This is a genomic window from Paenibacillus sp. FW126-R14, assembly GCF_058789495.1.
In genome coordinates this window covers 52641-70713 of sequence record NZ_JBYTBS010000024.1, presented here as the reverse complement: position 1 = coordinate 70713, position 18073 = coordinate 52641, and the positions used below count along the sequence as shown (strand labels likewise).

The window sequence follows — 18073 nt, the reverse complement described above, 5'->3', positions numbered from 1 at the left end:
CTTTCATGTTTTCGGCGTCTTGGGGACTTTTCTTCCTTTAGACCCGAACTCTCGAATGTGTATTTTCACTTCCACTTCCGTGTTCGATTGGCTAAATACATCATCCCAGTCATTCTTGACCTGCTTCCATGTCTTGTAGTTCTGTATTCTTAATTGTTCACCAAAGCCTGCAACATCCGCTTTATAAACATCTTTTATTTTTGCGAGGCTTTGCCGGACAATACGCTTTACTTCATCTGCGACCATTTCGTTCACTTTTTTAATAAAATCTTCGTCAAAGGCGTCGTTAACAGTCCAATCTTCCCCAAGCCGTCCCTCGGAATGAATGGAAACCAGAAATGAAATCCGTCCTCCCTCCACGATCGGTTTGATTTTTGTCTCGATATCGTCAATTTCATATACAAGTTCTTTCTTTGTTTTGTTATCGACTACCGTTACGATGCCTCCATAACTTCCATACCGGGTTCCCAAAACCCAATTAATTCCTGAGACTTCTTCGTTATTCAACCAACCGGCCAGCCGCTTCTTTTTCCCTGAAACGACCGCAGCCCCGTGCAGCGCGAATCCGTTCGTAAGATCAATTTCTTGAACAAGGAAACTGCGCTCATTAGAGAAATGAACGGACATCTCCCCCAAAGTGATTTGGCGGGGCATTTCTAACGTTTTGTAATGATTGCGGGACTTATAAAAAATATTAAAGGCAGGAATCTCTTTATTTTCCGTCTTGTGTTCGAGAACGGCGCCCGCAGGCCCTTTGGAAAAATAGACACGTACGGTTCGTCTCATCTCATGATCCCGCTGAAAAAAGTTCATTAAATCCATCAATTGGGAAGTGGAGGTGATCTTATCGCTTATGATAATTACCTTCAAATGCGTATAGTACGGAGAGCGGTCGGTTCTGGTTGACGTTCTTCTAATGATCTCGAATATATTGGAACCCTCATTAGTCAGGTTAAAATATCCTTTTACTACTCCTTCCTTCGTTCCGACGGTCGTATTGACGAATTGTTGGGTCATTTTGATCCGATGGCCGGCTGTATCTTCGCCTTGATCCAACCCGATTCCCGCGATCATGCCAATCTGTTCGATTTCCCGTTTATCCCAGCATCCGGAGAGTACCGTCAATGAAAGCAGGCAGAGTAACAGAACATACCGTTGCGGGGGCCGTTTCACGGTGTATGTCTCCTTTTTCTAAGTACAGCAATGGATAATAATAAAACCGGCATGACCCCCGCTGTGACCATGGATATGTTGCCGAGCAGCTCTCCCAGCTTGATACTCCCGTTCAAATCGCTAGGATAAATACCAATGATATAAATAATAACCAACAGCCCCACATGCACATAATTGATATTTATGCGAAACAGTTGGCTTATTCCAAGACTTGCGATGTAATGAGAAATAATATAAGTGGTAAAGATTTCAACTAACCAGACGGCAATGAAAATGACCTCAAAGTTTTCTAAAAAGAATCCGGCGAACTCAACGTTTTTCATTAATTCCAAGGTCGGCCAGGTTAACGTACTGGATTCTGCGACGCCCAATACATCAATCACGATAACCGCATTGATCGTATACAGGACGATGATCAGGGCAACACCGATGATGGCTGAGGAGACCATTTTTCTGGGCTCATTCACAAAAGCGGAGAAAACCATAATACACTCAAACCCCGAGTAAGAAAGAGCCGTCGAGAGAAGGCCGCTGAAAACAGGACGTATCCCTTCACTCAGAACCGGGCGCAGTTTATTGATATCAAAATCTTGGATGCTGAGCAGCATAACAACCAGAATGCTTATATAGGTAATCGGCAATAAAAATTCCATGAGCCGGGCTATCGGGTTGATTTGTCCCAAAAGCAAATAAGCGGAAACTACCAGAAATGTGATCATGGTCACTTCAATCGGCGTTTGGTCTAATAGAAATTGTCTGATAACCTCGGCTTGCATGCGCACCTCAAATGCAGCCATCAAAATGTAATAAACGCAGAATACCACACTAAACGCAATTCCGATCGCTTTGCCGACAATTTGTTGATTGAATTCAAAAAAGGTTTTCCCAGGAAACCGCTGGCTTACCTTCGCGCAAATAACGGCTAGCAGCACAGAGATTAGACCCGCTATGAGGATGCTGATCCATACATCCGGGGTACCGATCTTCTCAGACGCGGCCCTCGGGAGCGTAAGGATGGACAGTCCGAGAATCATGGATGTGTTTAAGACGGTTAATTGCGACATATAAATCCGATCACTTCGCACGATCTTCATGTGTCCAATCCCCCTTCATCTTCTGTCGTTAATTCGCTCGTTTCTCGTCTTTTGGATCTAACAATTTCGGGCGGTTTTTTATCCATTTCAAGGGAAATTTAATGATGGAATCCTTCCAATCGGAGAGTTGATAATGCACGTAAACGCCTGCATAGTTGGTTCCGAAGCTTTTTAACTTCATCATATGGGAAAGAAGCATTAGCGAAACCATAATGATCCCGTATAAGCCCAGCACCGAGGCAGCAAACATCATGAAGAATCTTAGCAAGCGCATAGCAAGTCCTGCCGAATAAATAGGTATCGTGTAGGAGGCAATTGCCGTTACGGAAACTACAATGACCATGATGGGGCTAACAATACCCGCCTGTACCGCCGATTGCCCGATGACAAGGCCGCCGACCATCCCGATCGCTTGTCCAATAGGCTTGGGCAGACGGATAGCGGCTTCGCGCAATATTTCAATGGTAATTTCCATCATCATGGCTTCGACAAAGGTGGGGAAGGGAACGCCTTCCCTGCTGGAAGTGATGGATATAGCCAGCTTAGTGGGAATAAGCCCTTGATGAAATGAAATAAAAGCAATATATAAAGATGGCAAATAAAGAGAAATGACAGCAAGGACATACCGCATCATGCGGATTAAACTTGTATAGATCCAACGTTCATTATTATCTTCCGGAGAGTAAAGCATCATAGGAAAGGCCACCGGGACAATGAGAACAAAAGGCGTTCCGTCCAAGAGGATAGCTACTTTGCCCTCCATCAATGCATTGACAACCCGATCCGGACGTTCCGTATTCATGACTTGGGGGAAAGGAGAGAAGGTATTATCTTCAATGAATTGTTCAATAAACCCCGATTCCGCTGCATCGTCAATATCGATCGTTTCTATTCTGCGACAAGCTTCTTCGACGATCTGATCGTTCGCAATGTCCTTCATGTAAGCGATAATCAGTTCCCTCTCGGTACGCCTGCCAACGTGATACTGGATCATCGCGAACGAGGGGTCTTTGATCCGCTGCCGGAGCAGTGAAATGTTCGTCGATATGTTTTCCACGAAACCTTCGCGCGAGCCTCGTACCACGGATTCCGATTTCGGCTCCTCAATGCTTCGTCCTTCTAAATGTGCAGTGCCCAGGATGATATAGCCGCTATATTGATCCATAACCAGTACGGTATTTCCCGATAAAATATTGCGAATGCACACCGGCAATAGGTCGGTTTCGATCATTTCAGCAAGCGAAATCGTAGTCCGCATCACTCTTTCTTTGAATTGATCCGAAAGCGAGTCTCCGTCTGCCGCTTCCATCTTCATCAGCGGTTGCAGCACATTGTTGTTAATGACATCGGCGTCGCCAAGTGTAGTAACGTAGATGATTGCTGCCTTACGCCCTGTACGGCCAAGTACGATTTCTCTCACAACGACATCGTGATTGTGTCCGATAGCGTCCATGATCGGTTTAACACCAGCTGAAAGGGATTCACTTAAAGTCAATTACGCTCCCCTCCTTCCAATGTCATTGGTCCTATCTTTTGGGATATTATTTGTTTGGAAAGAATTACTTATACCCGCAAACAAAAAAACCGACCAGCTCTAACTCAGCTAATCGGGTCTCTCAACAAACCATATTCACGCCTTCTGTTTCAACAGTCTCATCGGAGCGAAGAAAGCTTCCTCTACATCTTCAGCAGCCAAAGGCCGGCTGTAATAATAGCCTTGAATCTTTTTGCAATCATTATCCATTAGGATATCCAGTTGTTCCTTCGTCTCGATGCCTTCCGCAATGACATCCATATTCAAATGCTGCGCCATCGAAATAATCGTCGCTACAATGGCTTTATCGTTATTGTTCTCCGTAATATCGCGGATAAACGAACGGTCAATTTTGAGCTTATGAATTGGCAATAGCTTGAGATAGCTCAAGGAACTGTAGCCGGTTCCGAAGTCATCGAGGCTGATTCGAATGCCGGATTCCGTCAATTCGTTCAAAATGCTTCCGGAAACGGACGCATCCATCATCATGCTTTCCGTAATCTCCAATTCCAAATATTGCGGCTCAAGGCCGGTTTCTTCCAGGATTTCCTTGATGTATGCGGCCAAATTGGATTGGTGGAACTGCTGAGAGGATAAATTGACGGAAACAGGAATCTGCGGTCCTCCTGCGTGATGCCACTCTTTCATTTGCCGGCAAGCTTCTCTCAGCACCCATGTGCCCAGTTCGTAAATGATGCCGGTCTCTTCCGCGATCGGGATGAACACGCCTGGAGAAATCGTGCCTTTCGTCGGGTGATTCCAACGAACTAAGGCCTCGACCCCGATCATTTGGCCGTCTCCGGCTCGAATTTGCGGCTGATAATTCAAGAATAGCTGCTTGCGTGAGATCGCTTGCCGCAAATCGACTTCCAGCTCGATTTTCTCCTGCAATTGCTCGTTTAATTCCCCTGTATAGAACTGGTACCCGTTCTTTCCATTTTTCTTTACTTCGTACATCGCGGTGTCCGCATTCTTGAGCAATTGCACCGCATCTGTCCCGTCAGCCGGATATACGGCGATGCCTATGCTTGCCGTGACATAGAAATCGTTCTCTTTCAGACGATACGGGGTGCCAATCGCTTTGATGATCCGCTCAGCCAAGTCCGAAACCTCATCGTTCTCATAACGGCTATCGCACAAAAGCGTAAACTCATCGCCGCCCAAGCGAGCTAAGGTCACATTCATACCGTCCATGCACTGAAGGATGCGCTCGCACATTTCCTGTAGAAATTGGTCGCCATACGTGTGTCCCAACGAATCATTGATTAATTTAAAGCGATCCAGGTCCATCACCATAACAGAGAACCTCACGGCATTGCTAGCGATCATCCGGGCCAGCGCTTCATTGAACATCCGCCGGTTTGGCAAACCTGTTAACTCATCGTGAAAAGCAAGGTGTTGAATCTTTTCTTTGGACTGTTTTTCTTCCGTGATATCTTTGGCAATGATATAGCTGCCGACAACCTGGCCATCGAGGATTACCGGTGCGTTAATTACGCTTACCTCTACGCGGTGTCCTTGCTGGTGGATAAGGGCGGTTTGATAGGCCTGCATAGCGCCGTCTCTCGATTTGACGAACAGCTCCAGCGTACGCCCCTGCTCTTCCGGTACAATAAAGGGCAAGAGGTTATCTATCGTCTGATTATGAAACCAATCGCCGCTTAGCCCTGTGAGTTTGGTTGCTGCTGAGTTAAACCCAATAATACGAAACTGCTTATCTATCGAAATGATGCCATCCTGATTATTTTCAAATAAGGATTTATACCATTTTTCATGCTCCTGAATTTCGGAGTCTTTGCGGGACAGTCGGTTGGAAATGTAGATGCCGAAGAGGGATAAGCCTAGTGTGAACAGCGTACCGCACGCAATCACATACGCCAAAAGCTTCTGATCCAGCAGCATGCCTCTGGGTACGGCCAACGTGTCTCCCATCTGAAATTGGGCTGCGTACATGCCTGTATAATGCATGCCTACAACGGCAGCTCCCATGATCAAGCCGCTGATCAGCTTTTTCCACACTCGGCTCGGCTCTGTTCCTTTACGGAAATAGAAAGCGAGCCACAACGCCGCAATAGAGGCCACGATAGCAATGACTATCGATAGCGAGAAATAAAACGGTTTATATGTAATGTCAATTTGCATGGCAGCCATACCGATGTAGTGCATAGCCGAAATGCCGGTTGCTAGCAGCAGCCCTCCTCCAAGCAATTGACGCAGTGTTAATTGACTTCGGCCTACCATGAATAAGGCGATGAAGGAAGCCGCGATAACAACGACTACGGAAGCGATGACGGTTACCAAGTTATAAGGGACTGAAACATCTAACGAAAAAGCGAGCATTCCGACAAAATGCATGGACCAAACGCCCAATCCCATCGCAATCGCTCCGAATAAGAGCCATGCTCGGCGCACCCCTCCTTGGGAAGTGCTGATTCTGCCCACTAAATCAAGAACGGTATAGGAGGCAACTACCGCAACAACATAAGAAAAGGCAACTAAAACCATATCGTAAGAGCCATGTAAATGGTGCACCGTTACACCTCATTTCAATGATTATGTATTGGATTTATCCATAATATACATATTACTTGATTTATTGAGAGATAAATAGCTTCAATTCAAGCAAAAAAGGGCTAACTGACGAACAGTTAACCCTTTTGACACACCTGTTCGCAAGCAAAATGGAAGATTATTTATTCCTTTTTAAGTTACGCTTAAGGATCGTAGGATACAATTTTTTCAAACTACTATCTTGATTACAAAGGAAAATGAAAAATGATGCGTGTCGAAAGTTTATTTTCCTCTTTCCCTTCCATCTACACGGAACGTTTAGTTTTACGACAAATGGCTGCCGCTGATGCCGAGGACATTTATGAATTTTACTCCGACCCTCTTGTCACCAAGCATTTAGATTGGAATGGTCCAACCTCTATCGAAGATACCCGAATGCTGATTAACTCGTGGAACCATGCCTTTGAGGAAAGAAGAATTATTCCTTGGGGAATTTCCTTGAATAGTAGGAAGCCGATGCCAATTATCGGAACCGTTATTCTTATGCCGATCAGAGGCCATTTCGAGGATGATCACCGTTTTCCGCTGACTGTCGGATATGACTTAAAATCCGAATTTTGGAGCAAAGGCATCATGTCTGAAGCCATGCAGGCCGTTATTCATTTTAGCAAAACACATATTAGTCCCCATAGAATTCAAGCGGAAGTCTACCCTGAGAATGTCGCCTCGCTGAAGCTCTTAAAGAAGCTGGGTTTCCAAGAAGAAGGGGTACTTCGGCAGTATCTGATGCACGAGGTTACGAAAACCTTTCTTGACGTCGTTTTGCTTGCGTTATTAATTAGTTGATACAGCTTCCACTGTGCACACGAGGTCAAAGCCACTCCTTATCGGAGTGGCTTTTTATCCTGCCTGATTCGCTCGGGATGGGTATAATTTCCCAGAAAATGAACACTTTAGTATAAGATAAAACTTCTGCATACTAACTCCCCAGGATGTGTACATGTGAAATTTAATAAGTTTATATCTCCACATAGGAGAAATTCTAATACAAGGAAAACGCAGGAATCTGAATCCGTAATCCCCCAAGTCTTCCCCTCTATATTGGATAATGTAACCTATATGGAGGATTTTTTCCTTCAATCTCAAGATTTAATGACCTATCGATTTATGTTTAAACAGAAAGAATGTGTCGTTTTTTATTTCGAAACGCTGATTGACCAGAACAAGCTCGAACAAACTCTTTTTGTGCCCTTATCCGAAAGCACAACCGAGAATCATGAGGGACTTTTCACGTTTGGCCATTTTCCGGATGCAACTAACTTAGATCAGATTACGAGGAAAATGCTGAACGGATTCTCAGTTGTTTATATCGACGGAGACCAACATGTCTTTTTAATCGATACGGCGGCTCACTTTGAAAGAAGTACGACCGAACCTCAGAATGAAAAAGTCGTAAGGGGCTCTCATCAGGGATTCGTTGAAAGCATGAAAATTAATCTAAACCTTCTTCGTAACAGAATTGAGGATCCCAACCTCTATATTCAATACATAACCCTTGGCAAAAAAACCAATACGAAAATTGCAATTGCGTATATGAAAGGAATCGCCAATGAAGATGTGGCGAATGAAGCGATACGAAGATTAGAAACTATTTCTGCAGATATGATTTTCAGCTCAGGATTCTTGGAGGAATTCATGGAAGACTCCACTTCTTCTCTGCTTCCTCAAATGTTAAATACAGAGCGTCCTGATCGGGTAGAAGCCAATTTAATGGAGGGCCGAATCGCCATATTTTTGGAGGGAACCCCAACGGTGCTCATCATACCGGTAAGCTTCTTCTCGTTCTACCAATCACCTGACGATTATAACAGCCGCTTCTATGTCGGGACTTTTATTCGAATGATTCGACTATTCAGCTTTGTGGTTGCCGTAACATTACCAGCAATCTATATCGCTGTGGTCGGCTATCATTTTGAGGTGTTGCCCTATCAACTCGTGATTACCGTCAAAGGATCGATTGATAAAATTCCTTACCCTCCTTTAATCGAAGCTTTTATCATGGAATTAACCATTGAATTGATCAGAGAAGCAGGGATACGGCTCCCTTCTGCCATCGGACCAACGATAAGCATTGTCGGAGGTCTTGTGATTGGGGATGCGATTGTGAAGGCCGGATTAGTCTCCAATCCGATGATTGTGGTCGTCGCCATGACAGCTATTGCCTGCTATGTCGTTCCATCGAATGAAATGAGTTCTGCCGTCCGTTTATTGAGGTTCCCGATGATGATTGCATCCGCCCTTTTAGGATTTGTGGGAATTGTATTTGGTCTGATGGTTTTGTTAATCCATTTATGTAAATTGGAATCATTTGGATCCCCTTATTTCGCACCTATTGCTCCTTTTCGCTGGAAAGATTTAAAGGATGCAGTGATAAGAGTGCCTATATGGCAGATGGAAAGAAGGCCTTTAGATTCGCACCCTAAGAAATTGAAGCAAGAAATAGCGTCTAGAGAGTGGGAGAAAAATGGTGAAAGGTGAAAATAAAATAACGCCATTCCAGCTTTTCTTTATCGTCGTTCAAACTCAAATTGGCATTGGCGTTATATCTTTACCTTATGATGTATTTAAGATTTCCAAAAGCGATGCCTGGATTTCGGTGCTTACTGCGGGGCTCCTTCTGCAGCTCGGCATTTATTTGATCTGGTTATTATATCGGCGCTTCCCGCTGCTAACTATTTTCGAGATGATGAGTGAGATTGTCGGTAAACATGTGGCATCTGTGCTCAAAATTGGTTATATGCTGTATTTTTTCTCTACGGCAATCACGATCATTTTACAGTTCGGACAGAAAGTGAATATTTGGATTCTTCCGCGTACACCGATATGGTTAGTGAGTGTTCTCCTTATTGCCATCAGCGTGCTTTGCGTAAAAGAAAATTTACGCGTGTTGGCTCGTTTTTTTGTTGTGGTTTCCATCTTGTTGATTGTTTTGTTCTCATTTACCTTGGTCATTCTAAGGGATCTTAACTATCTCTATATTCTTCCGTTAGGACAAAGCGGCCTGCCCAGCATCTTAGGCGGGGCGAGAAATGCCTCATTCGCTTATCAAGGATTCGACCTCTTGTTAGTCATTTTCCCCTATTGTTTAGGAAATGGCGTCAGGAAATTGAAGGTTGCTTTCATGGCCAACGGATTCGTTACCTTCTTTTACACCTATTTGACACTTGTTGTCCTCACTTATTTCGGCCCTTCAGCCATGAGGTTCATCCCTGAACCGATCCTATACCTCATGAAATTCAAATATTTCAAAATCATCGATAGAGTGGATCTCATCTTTTTTTCCATTTGGATTGTGTCCGTTGCAACTTCGTTTATGATGTATCTCTATTTAGCTTCCAATGGTGCAGCCCATATCTTTCGTAAAAAAAGTCACTCCCCCTTCGTTTTTTATGCCGCAGCACTGATGATCATTATTGTAGCAGCTCTACCTGCGGAGGAAAAAGTGGTTAAATCCGTTAGCGATTTTATTGATCTAGCCAGCTATGTATTCATCTTCGTATTGCCTTGTATCCTTTTAATCGTGTCGATAGTGCGGGGGAAAAAATTATTACCTGGAGATGTTCGATCATGAAGCTTTTAAAAGCGCCTCTATTCGCTTGCCTGTGTGTTTCTCTTTTAACCGGCTGCTGGGATCAAAATATACTGAAGGATGTAAAACTGGTGATGACGACAGGGTACGATTTAACGCCGGACGGTCAAGTATTGAGTACGAACACCATTCCTTCTTTTAAAGGCGGCGAGGGAGGAACGAAAGAAACCGTGAGTCAAGTCGTTTCGGGGAAAGGCGATACATCAAGGGATATCAGGAATGAAATTAATCTTAAAATCTCCGGAGAATTTAATGCCTCTAAATTAGTCGTTCTCTTGTTTGGAGAAGAATACGCCAAGCAGGACGTTTACTCGGGGCTTGACGTCTTTTACAGGGATCCGAAGGGCTCCCTTGTAGCCAACGTCGCCGTTGTTAAAGGACGCGCTACGGACCTGCTCAATCTCCAGCTAAAAGAGAGCACGAGCATGAGCGAATACTTGAACGGATTATTTGAAAGCGCCCAAATCAACACGGTCATACCGCGGCAAACAAGACCGATGTTCTCTAATTTCTTAGATCCCGGAGACGATATCATCTTACCTCTTATAGAAGCAAAAGAGAAAGAAGCGCAAATTATTGGATTAGCTTTGTTTAACGAGCGTCAATACACGGGACACTATTTAACGATACTGGAATCAACGATTTATATGTTAATGGCCGATCATGAAAGCAAAAAGGCATGGATCAAAATTAAAGTCGATGAAAACCAAGTGCCGGAGAGAAAAAACTTCATTTTTATCAATGTGCTGAAATCAAAACGCAAGTTAAACATAAAGGCCCAAGATCCCGATCATATTGCCGTTGACTTACGGTTGGATGTAAAAGTCGAGATCCTAGAGGATTCCCAAGACCATCTGGAGTCGGAGCAAACAATCAAGGAGCTGCAGCAAAAAATATCCGAACAGCTGACGGAAAACGCCAATCATATCATTAAAAAAATGCAAAAAGCCGACTCGGATTGTTTGAGCATCGGGAGGCATCTTATCGCCTTTCATCATGAGACTTGGGAAAAAATCAATTGGAAAGAAACTTATCCGAAAATCAACTTTGTGGCAAAGGTAAATGCTGAAATCACCAAGCATGGGATTTTTAATTAAAAGTCGTTCATCACGGCAGTTGCCTACCCCTGTTCTTTTCCATTATGATACTCCATAAAGAACGGCTTCTATAAAGGGGAATGGAATGGGAATGACGACTGGACTTTCTTACTTTCTAATGTTATCTGATGCGGTCATAATCACCGATAAGAATCATAGAATTGTGGATATTAATCATAGCTACGAGGAAATTACGGGATACCGGCGCGATCTGATTATCGGGCACCAAGCCGGCATCCTGAAATCAGGATTAACTCCCAAAACGACCTACGAGCAGATGAAAAAGGAGTTAAACAACAATCAGGCCTGGTCGGGTGTGTTCATAAACAGAAAACAAAACAGGGACCTCTGGCACTCCAACATTACGATAACACCTGTAGAACTGGACGGAGAGAGCTATTATATCGGTATATTTCGAGATTTGGGCGAAATCAGCGAAGGCCTCTATGTCTCCGAAACCCGCAAATCTAAGATACAGAATGAAATTCTTAGAGTTCTGGCTCTTTCCTGTGAGATTCGAGATCCTGAGATTGAAAATCATCTTTTTCGCGTTCAGCAATTAACAGCTGCTTTACTTCGGGAATATAATGAAGCGCATCCTTCGAAACTATCTGACGACTATATTCAGCATGTCATTAACGCCTCCATCATGCATGATATCGGCAAATCGGGCATCCCCGAGGGCATCCTGTATAAACCGGGCATTTTAACATTTTACGAACGGAATATCATTGAAACCCACCCGCTCATTGGCGTGGATATTTTAAATAAAATTTCGCACGAGCTAAATGATGACCTTTTTCGACAGGAACTGGATATATCGAAGTCGATTGTTGAATTCCACCACGAGAAGTGGGACGGCTCCGGATATCCGCATCGCTTGAAAGGAAATGAAATTCCGTTCGCAGCCCAGGTCGTATCCCTCGTAGATGTATATGATGCCCTGACAAGCAGAAGAGCGTATAAAGAAGCCTGGCCGGAAGAGAAAGTGCTAGACTACTTAGTCGAACAAAAGGAAGGCTCCTTTAACCCTGATTTGGTCGATATTTTTGTCGAAATGATTCGAAAATCGAAATAAAAAAAGCCCCTTTATAAGGGCTTTTCTTCGTTTCAAGCTTCATTATTTCGCTGTGACGCCGCCATCCACAGGCAGCTCAACGCCTGTAATATAGGCCGACTCGTCAGAAGCCAGGAACAGAACGGCTTCCGCCACTTCGGATGCACGTCCGACTCTTGGCAATGCAGTCTGAGACAAGAACCATTGCAGCATCTGCTTGTTATTGACAAATTCAGAGCTCATCGGCGTTTCAATAAAGCCGGGATGAACCGAGTTAACGCGGATGTGATCCTTGCCGAAATCCACAGCCGCGGCTTTGCTTAGCATACGGACTCCGCCTTTGGAAGCCGTATAGGCACCCGCCCCACTGCTGCCGGTCAGCCCTGCTATGGATGAAATGTTTACGATTGAACCTCCATTGTTTGCTTGCATATGCGGAATAACGTGCTTCATTCCAAGGAAAACGCTAGTCAGGTTAATGCTCATTACTTTATTCCATTGTTCCATCGTGGTATCAAGCAAACCGACAGCAAGAGAGATACCTGCATTGTTGACCAGAATGTCAACTTTGCCATACGCCCTGGCTGCACCTTCCACAACTTTGATCCAATCCTCTTCCGAAACGACATTGTGCGCGTAAGCCGAAGCTTGGCCTCCGGCAGCTTCAATTTCTTTGACAACGGCTTGTACTGCGGCCTCATTAATGTCTGTTGCCACGACTTTGGCGCCTTCTTGGGCAAATAAAATCGCTTCTTCGCGCCCCATACCACTGCCTGCTCCAGTAATGATGGCCACTTTATTCGTTAGACGAGTCATTGTTATGTCTCCTTTGTGTGAGCTTTATTTTTAAATCTTAAAGTCGAATAGATCGGGGTTATGATAGTGTTACTATCACTACAATATTTATTATATCATCATGGTATTGCGAACTCAACTCTCCTTGCTTAAAAGGTACCCAATCGATATAATACAAATAATTGAAATACGTAATTTGAAAGGCACGAACCTCTCATGGATCCCAAAACTAGATACGAGAAAGAACGATCTGACGGAAAGCAGCAGCGGCTGAGCATTATTCTCGAAGCGGCGGAGCGCGTTTTTACTTTAAAGGGAATCGAGAAAACGACGATGCAGGATATTGCCAGTGACGCGAATATCGGCATCGCCACTCTGTTTCGGTACTTTCCCAAAAAAGAAAAACTCATCGTCGCGGTTGCTACCAAGCTGCTGGAACCGATGCTCGATCGTTTTCAATATGTCGCGGATTTGCCTCTAACCTGTCTCGAAAAGCTTGAAAGCTTGTTCGATTTCTTTATCGAAGATCATCATAATGTGAGCATAAAATTTATGGTCGATTTTGAAAGCTATGCGTCTCATTCTTCGGAGCCATTGGAGGATATTCTCAACTTTAACTCTTTGAATCGTAAAATTTCACGCGAATATGCCCGAATTATTCAAAATGGCATTGAGGACGGATCGATTCGTTCCGACCTTCACGTCCAAGAGACACTAACCACGGTCATCAACACGTTTGGCCTCTTTTCCAAAAAATTATCGCTGCAGAAAAATATTCTCCTGCTCGAATCGGATCTGGAGAACGAGCGTCAGCTGGCCATCCTAAAGAAAATCTTGATTGATTACCTGAAAGCCTGATGGACAAAATAAAAAGAAGATCGATGAATTGGGGTACTCCTTGATGACAGATAGTAGAATGAATCCTAAGGTTGATGGATTTTTGAGAAAGGCCAAAACGTGGAAGGAAGAATATGAGAAGCTGAGAAGTATCGTTCTTGACTGTGAGCTGACCGAGGATTTTAAGTGGATGCATCCTTGTTATACGTTTGAGAATAAAAATATCGTGATAATACATGGATTTAAAGAGTACTGCGCGCTTCTGTTTCACAAAGGTGCCTTGCTGCATGATGCCCATGGCATTCTAATCCAACAAACGGAGAATGTACAAGCGGCGCGCCAGATCCGGTTCACCCATGTTGATGAAATAGCGGCAATGGAAAGCATCTTGAAAGCCTATATTTATGAAGCTATTGAAGTTGAAAAAGCCGGTTTGGAAGTAAATTTCAAGAAGAATACGGAATTCGCAGTTGCCGAAGAATTTCAAACTAAATTGGATGAAATCCCCGCCTTGAAAACGGCTTTCGAAGCGTTGACGCCAGGACGGCAAAGAGCCTACCTTCTTCATTTCTCTGGGCCCAAACAATCCAAAACCCGAGCGTCCAGAGTTGAAAAGTACATACCACACATTCTGGTTGGTAAAGGATTAAACGATGAATAATGCGTCATCCCTTGATTTAAGTCAATGACCCGTCATGCTCCTCCTGATTACAATGGACTTAAAAATGTCCTACAGGAGGCTATCTGATGGCTATTTCATTCAAAGAACCATCCACTCAGCGCACAGCTGCTTTAACTGCCGGCATTTCACTTATCGTCATGACACTTGCTGCCTTTTTCTCCTATGGCTTTGTCCATGGAAGCCTTGTTGTGCATGGCGATGCCGGCGCCACGTTCAACAACATCGTATCATCGAATAACCTCTTCAAGGGTGAAATCTTCGGATGGGTCATCATCATGATGACTGACATTCTGGTCGCCTGGGCTTTCTATGTGTTCTTAGAGCCGATTCATAAGAGCCTTTCATTGCTCGCGGCATGGCTTCGTCTTACCTACTCGGCTATACTGGGAATCGCCATATTAAACTTGATCCTAGTACTGCTTCTCTCTAGACATACCAACGATTGGCCCCTTCTTAAAATGGAACAAACTCAATCCCTTATGATGCTATTTCTCGATGCGTTCGAATCTATTTGGTCTATCGGTTTGGTCGTTTTTGGCGGACATCTGTTGATTGTGGGCTATGTAGCTTTAAAATCCGACAGCATTCCTAAGGTTATCAGCATTGCACTGCTGCTTGCCTCCATAGGCTATATGGTCATTCACCTAAGCAAAACGTTTCTCCCACAATATGACGGGGTCATTGCGATGCTTAATCTCGTATTTACTATACCTATGATTGCAGGAGAACTGGGATTTGGTATATGGCTGCTGCTTAAAGGTGGAAAAAAACCAAAAAGCGCAAGATAGCTGCGCTAAAGATCGCTGGTATTAACCCGCTTCTTAATTCTGCTTAGTGACTCTGGCGTTATGCCGAGATAACTCGCCAATTGATGTTGAGGTACACGATCGATGAGGGAAGGTCTTTTTCGTAATAGTGCTTTGTAGCGTTCTTCAGGTGCTGAAGCGATAAATGAAGTCCATTCATCCTGTACCTCGCCCAGGTTTTCTTCTACCATCTTGCGTATCATGGTTTCCAATTGAGCGTGTTTGTGAAACATGTCCCTCTCGGCCTCAAAATCACCAACGACCAATAGGCAGTCTTCCAGACAAGCTAAGGTGTACGCAGACGGCTTATTTTGTTGATGACGATTGTAAATCGAGACCGCTTGCTCTTCCGTGAAGAAATTGGAGGTGACTTCTTTCCCCGTTTCATCTACCGAGTACTGCCTTACGCATCCCTTTAGCACAAAATAACATTTTGTCGGAACATCCCCTTGCCTCAGCAGCACGGTTCCCTTTTTATAGGCCTCAGTCAGGATATCTCCCGCGATAGCCTCTTGTTCCTCAGCGTTAAGAGATGTATATTTCGTCATGTATTTGAACAATATGCTTTTCATTGTTCTCTCCTTCCAGCCTTACCCTTTTCCAAATCGAAAGAACTGCTATCATCATATTCTAAAGCATATCCGATGTCACGTTAGCTTCCTCTTTAGTAAAGAATAGCTGCTGAACAGCGCTTCCATATGTCCCCCTTTGACCAAATAGCGATCTCCCTCCAAGGCAAAAACACTGCTCACCATCACATTGCCATCACCCGCGTGACTATTTATTGAGCTCATTGTGTTGTTGATGTCCCTTTTTAGAAACTGAATCGTGCTTTTCTCCATCCCGGCAATTAGGGTCACCTCAATATTTCTCGTCTTTATGAGATTTTGACACCTATTCAATTCATCCAGGAACAAATTTTGGACCTTTATTCTCTGATAAGGAATCAATCTCATCGCATCCGGCTCCTGCACGATCAAATAATCTCCATAATCTTGAGATGGCACAACATTCAACAAGCTTGGAAAATACGTATGAATCGCTTCCACTCTACCCATTTGGCTCGTCTGGGTCAGATAATCGAGATATTTGTTCATATAAAACGATACAACATTGAATTGAGCTTCTGGACTAGGCTCGAACGTCTCCCCTGTCCAATAGCAATAGTTGACTGGCGAACCGGCATTCGGAGAACAGATTGAAATGAGCTGGTCTACATCGTCTTGATAATAGGCACTCTGCACATACGCTCTGCTTACGAGGCCGCCCAAGCTGTGCCCAAGTAGATTCACGTGGCTCGAACCCGTCTTCTGTTTGACTTCTTGAATGGTTCGGTAAAGATACGTGTGTGCAGAATACGGAATTGGCTGTCTCCAATCATAAAATGCCACGAATAACGAAATATTTCGCTGATAACCCATCTCCTCTAACTGTCGAACAAACGGTTCATAGAATGCCCCGGCCATGCCAAAGCTCCAGTTCCCTGTCCCGGGAATAATAAGATCGCTCATGGAACCGAACAACCCCGGAATAAAAATGAGGGGCCGTTTGCGCGTACGATAGCTTACCATAGATTCACCGCCGATTGTCCGTACTCTTACGTGGTCACTATGTTATTTATATGCAGCTGGAGTTGGTTTTTTCAATCATCTCGTTCACTATACCAAGCACGCCGCAAAAACCTCAAGTTCGCAATTAATTATGCTGGATAATAAAGATTTTAAATAAAAGTAAAGATCAAGCTGTTAAGCTGACAGCGCTACTCCATCAGTGTCACCTTGTTTGATGAACCAACTGCTTTCTCCCGGGATCCCAGCGCCATGTTAAGTCACCCTGCAGCCGCAGACCTCCATACCGCTCATTCATTCCCTTCACCTTAATCCAGTCCTTTACTCCCGCGGCTACATCCAGCCCTAGCTCTGTTAACGAAATTTCGCAGTTTTCAAAGGATGGGGTAGTCTGCTTGCGATAATCAGGAAAAGTATGAGGACCCCGTATCTCTACTAGGGCATGCGGTTGTTCCGACATCTCCCTTAAGCGATACCAAAATTCCAAATCACCCATGCCTAGCACACTTAAGCGGTTCCCGATCTCTTGAAACAGCTCGCGCGGGGTATTCACCCCATACCGGATAAGCTCCAAAATTGTCTGCTCCACGATTCCCAGCCCATTCGTTGCGGAAGGCAGGCGGGATAGATGCATGTCAAATGCCGCGTGAGCGAAGGGCAGCGCCGATATGTCCTGGTGCAAAATCTCAACATGACGTTCTATATCCGATGAGGTATATGCCTCCCAAATGCTGCTGCCCGCCTCAAGCTCCTTCTGTCCGATCCTCTGCCATGTACCCGACAATGCTTCCAGCTGCTTGGTTGTCAGCTGACCCAGCCCTCGAAATAGATCAATTCCCGGATAGTCGCCGATACACAGCAAATTCAGTTTTGTATGTCCCAGCGTCTGTTTTGAAAACCAATGCAGCAAATAACTTAGCATAAGCTGGTCAAACAAATCATGCTCAAACCATAGCACAACCTCATCGTAGTTGTGGAAGTTCTCCAGAATCCGTTCTTGCGACTTACACTTTGTCACATAGTCATCTGCCGGAATGCCCATGGTTCTCTCCAAATACTCCGCTCTTGTCAACCTCTGGTCAGGCCCGCTCATATCAACGAATACCGGACCTACCGGATACACTTCTCTCCAGACCAGGATATCTCCGGGGATATTCGCCTCCCTCAACTTATCGCCGACATGATCTCCGTTTACTATGTGGAGCATGGATACTCCTCCTTCGTATAGATCGTTGAACAAGGCTTACAGTTCGAGCAAACCAACAAAGCC

Annotated in this window: 16 protein-coding genes; 8 read left to right on the top strand and 8 right to left on the bottom strand. The window is 44.4% G+C overall.

All coding sequences use genetic code 11. The features are described from left to right. Positions 1–3: 3 nt before the first annotated feature. The 4 genes from AC3WRW_RS16830 to AC3WRW_RS16815 form a co-directional block, all read right to left on the bottom strand. Complete coding sequence (locus tag AC3WRW_RS16830) at positions 4–1173, bottom strand: Ger(x)C family spore germination protein (protein WP_492547452.1); 1170 nt, start codon at positions 1171–1173, stop codon at positions 4–6. After that, on the bottom strand, positions 1170–2267 hold the full coding sequence (locus AC3WRW_RS16825) for a GerAB/ArcD/ProY family transporter (RefSeq protein WP_492547451.1): 1098 nt from the start codon (positions 2265–2267) through the stop codon (positions 1170–1172). Before AC3WRW_RS16825 ends, AC3WRW_RS16830 begins: the two co-directional genes overlap by 4 nt. A 28-nt stretch (positions 2268–2295) precedes the next feature. Next, positions 2296–3762, bottom strand: a complete 1467-nt coding sequence (locus AC3WRW_RS16820) for a spore germination protein (protein WP_492547450.1) — start codon at positions 3760–3762, stop codon at positions 2296–2298. Between the two features lie 135 nt (positions 3763–3897). After that, positions 3898–6333 carry an EAL domain-containing protein gene (locus AC3WRW_RS16815; RefSeq protein ID WP_492547449.1) on the bottom strand — a complete coding sequence of 812 codons (2436 nt, stop codon included), beginning with the start codon at positions 6331–6333 and terminating at the stop codon, positions 3898–3900. A gap of 243 nt (positions 6334–6576) precedes the next feature. On the opposite strand from AC3WRW_RS16815, the gene AC3WRW_RS16810 reads away from it, so the two are divergent. The 5 genes from AC3WRW_RS16810 (at position 6577) to AC3WRW_RS16790 (ending at position 12136) form a co-directional block, all read left to right on the top strand. Next, positions 6577–7158 (top strand): GNAT family N-acetyltransferase, encoded by a 582-nt coding sequence (locus tag AC3WRW_RS16810; protein ID WP_492547448.1) that lies wholly within the window; start codon positions 6577–6579, stop codon positions 7156–7158. A gap of 273 nt (positions 7159–7431) precedes the next feature. Then, positions 7432–8850 carry a spore germination protein gene (locus AC3WRW_RS16805; RefSeq protein ID WP_492547480.1) on the top strand — a complete coding sequence of 473 codons (1419 nt, stop codon included), beginning with the start codon at positions 7432–7434 and terminating at the stop codon, positions 8848–8850. Beyond that, positions 8840–9943, top strand: a complete 1104-nt coding sequence (locus tag AC3WRW_RS16800; RefSeq protein WP_492547447.1) for a GerAB/ArcD/ProY family transporter — start codon at positions 8840–8842, stop codon at positions 9941–9943. The genes AC3WRW_RS16805 and AC3WRW_RS16800 overlap by 11 nt, the downstream gene beginning before the upstream one ends. Next, a complete protein-coding gene (locus tag AC3WRW_RS16795) occupies positions 9940–11058 on the top strand; it encodes a Ger(x)C family spore germination protein (protein ID WP_492547446.1) in 1119 nt (372 codons plus the stop codon). The genes AC3WRW_RS16800 and AC3WRW_RS16795 overlap by 4 nt, the downstream gene beginning before the upstream one ends. Positions 11059–11143: 85 nt before the next feature. After that, a complete protein-coding gene (locus AC3WRW_RS16790; RefSeq protein WP_492547445.1) occupies positions 11144–12136 on the top strand; it encodes an HD-GYP domain-containing protein in 993 nt (330 codons plus the stop codon). Between the two features lie 42 nt (positions 12137–12178). Here the strand turns inward: AC3WRW_RS16790 and AC3WRW_RS16785 are convergent, their stop codons facing one another. After that, positions 12179–12931 (bottom strand): SDR family NAD(P)-dependent oxidoreductase, encoded by a 753-nt coding sequence (locus AC3WRW_RS16785; protein ID WP_492547444.1) that lies wholly within the window; start codon positions 12929–12931, stop codon positions 12179–12181. A gap of 195 nt (positions 12932–13126) precedes the next feature. On the opposite strand from AC3WRW_RS16785, the gene AC3WRW_RS16780 reads away from it, so the two are divergent. The 3 genes from AC3WRW_RS16780 to AC3WRW_RS16770 all read left to right on the top strand — a co-directional run bounded on the left by AC3WRW_RS16780 (position 13127) and on the right by AC3WRW_RS16770 (position 15217). Continuing rightward, positions 13127–13768, top strand: coding sequence for a TetR/AcrR family transcriptional regulator (locus tag AC3WRW_RS16780; RefSeq protein ID WP_492547443.1), 642 nt, complete (start codon positions 13127–13129; stop codon positions 13766–13768). A gap of 43 nt (positions 13769–13811) precedes the next feature. Then, positions 13812–14408 carry a YdeI/OmpD-associated family protein gene (locus AC3WRW_RS16775; RefSeq protein ID WP_492547479.1) on the top strand — a complete coding sequence of 199 codons (597 nt, stop codon included), beginning with the start codon at positions 13812–13814 and terminating at the stop codon, positions 14406–14408. A gap of 86 nt (positions 14409–14494) precedes the next feature. Then, complete coding sequence (locus AC3WRW_RS16770; RefSeq protein WP_492547442.1) at positions 14495–15217, top strand: DUF4386 domain-containing protein; 723 nt, start codon at positions 14495–14497, stop codon at positions 15215–15217. Between the two features lie 5 nt (positions 15218–15222). Here the strand turns inward: AC3WRW_RS16770 and AC3WRW_RS16765 are convergent, their stop codons facing one another. The 3 genes from AC3WRW_RS16765 to AC3WRW_RS16755 form a co-directional block, all read right to left on the bottom strand. Further along, positions 15223–15807, bottom strand: coding sequence for a Crp/Fnr family transcriptional regulator (locus AC3WRW_RS16765; RefSeq protein WP_492547441.1), 585 nt, complete (start codon positions 15805–15807; stop codon positions 15223–15225). A gap of 75 nt (positions 15808–15882) precedes the next feature. Beyond that, a complete protein-coding gene (locus AC3WRW_RS16760; protein WP_492547440.1) occupies positions 15883–16806 on the bottom strand; it encodes an esterase/lipase family protein in 924 nt (307 codons plus the stop codon). A gap of 202 nt (positions 16807–17008) precedes the next feature. Continuing rightward, positions 17009–18010, bottom strand: coding sequence for a DUF1835 domain-containing protein (locus tag AC3WRW_RS16755; protein WP_492547439.1), 1002 nt, complete (start codon positions 18008–18010; stop codon positions 17009–17011). Positions 18011–18073 lie beyond the last annotated feature (63 nt).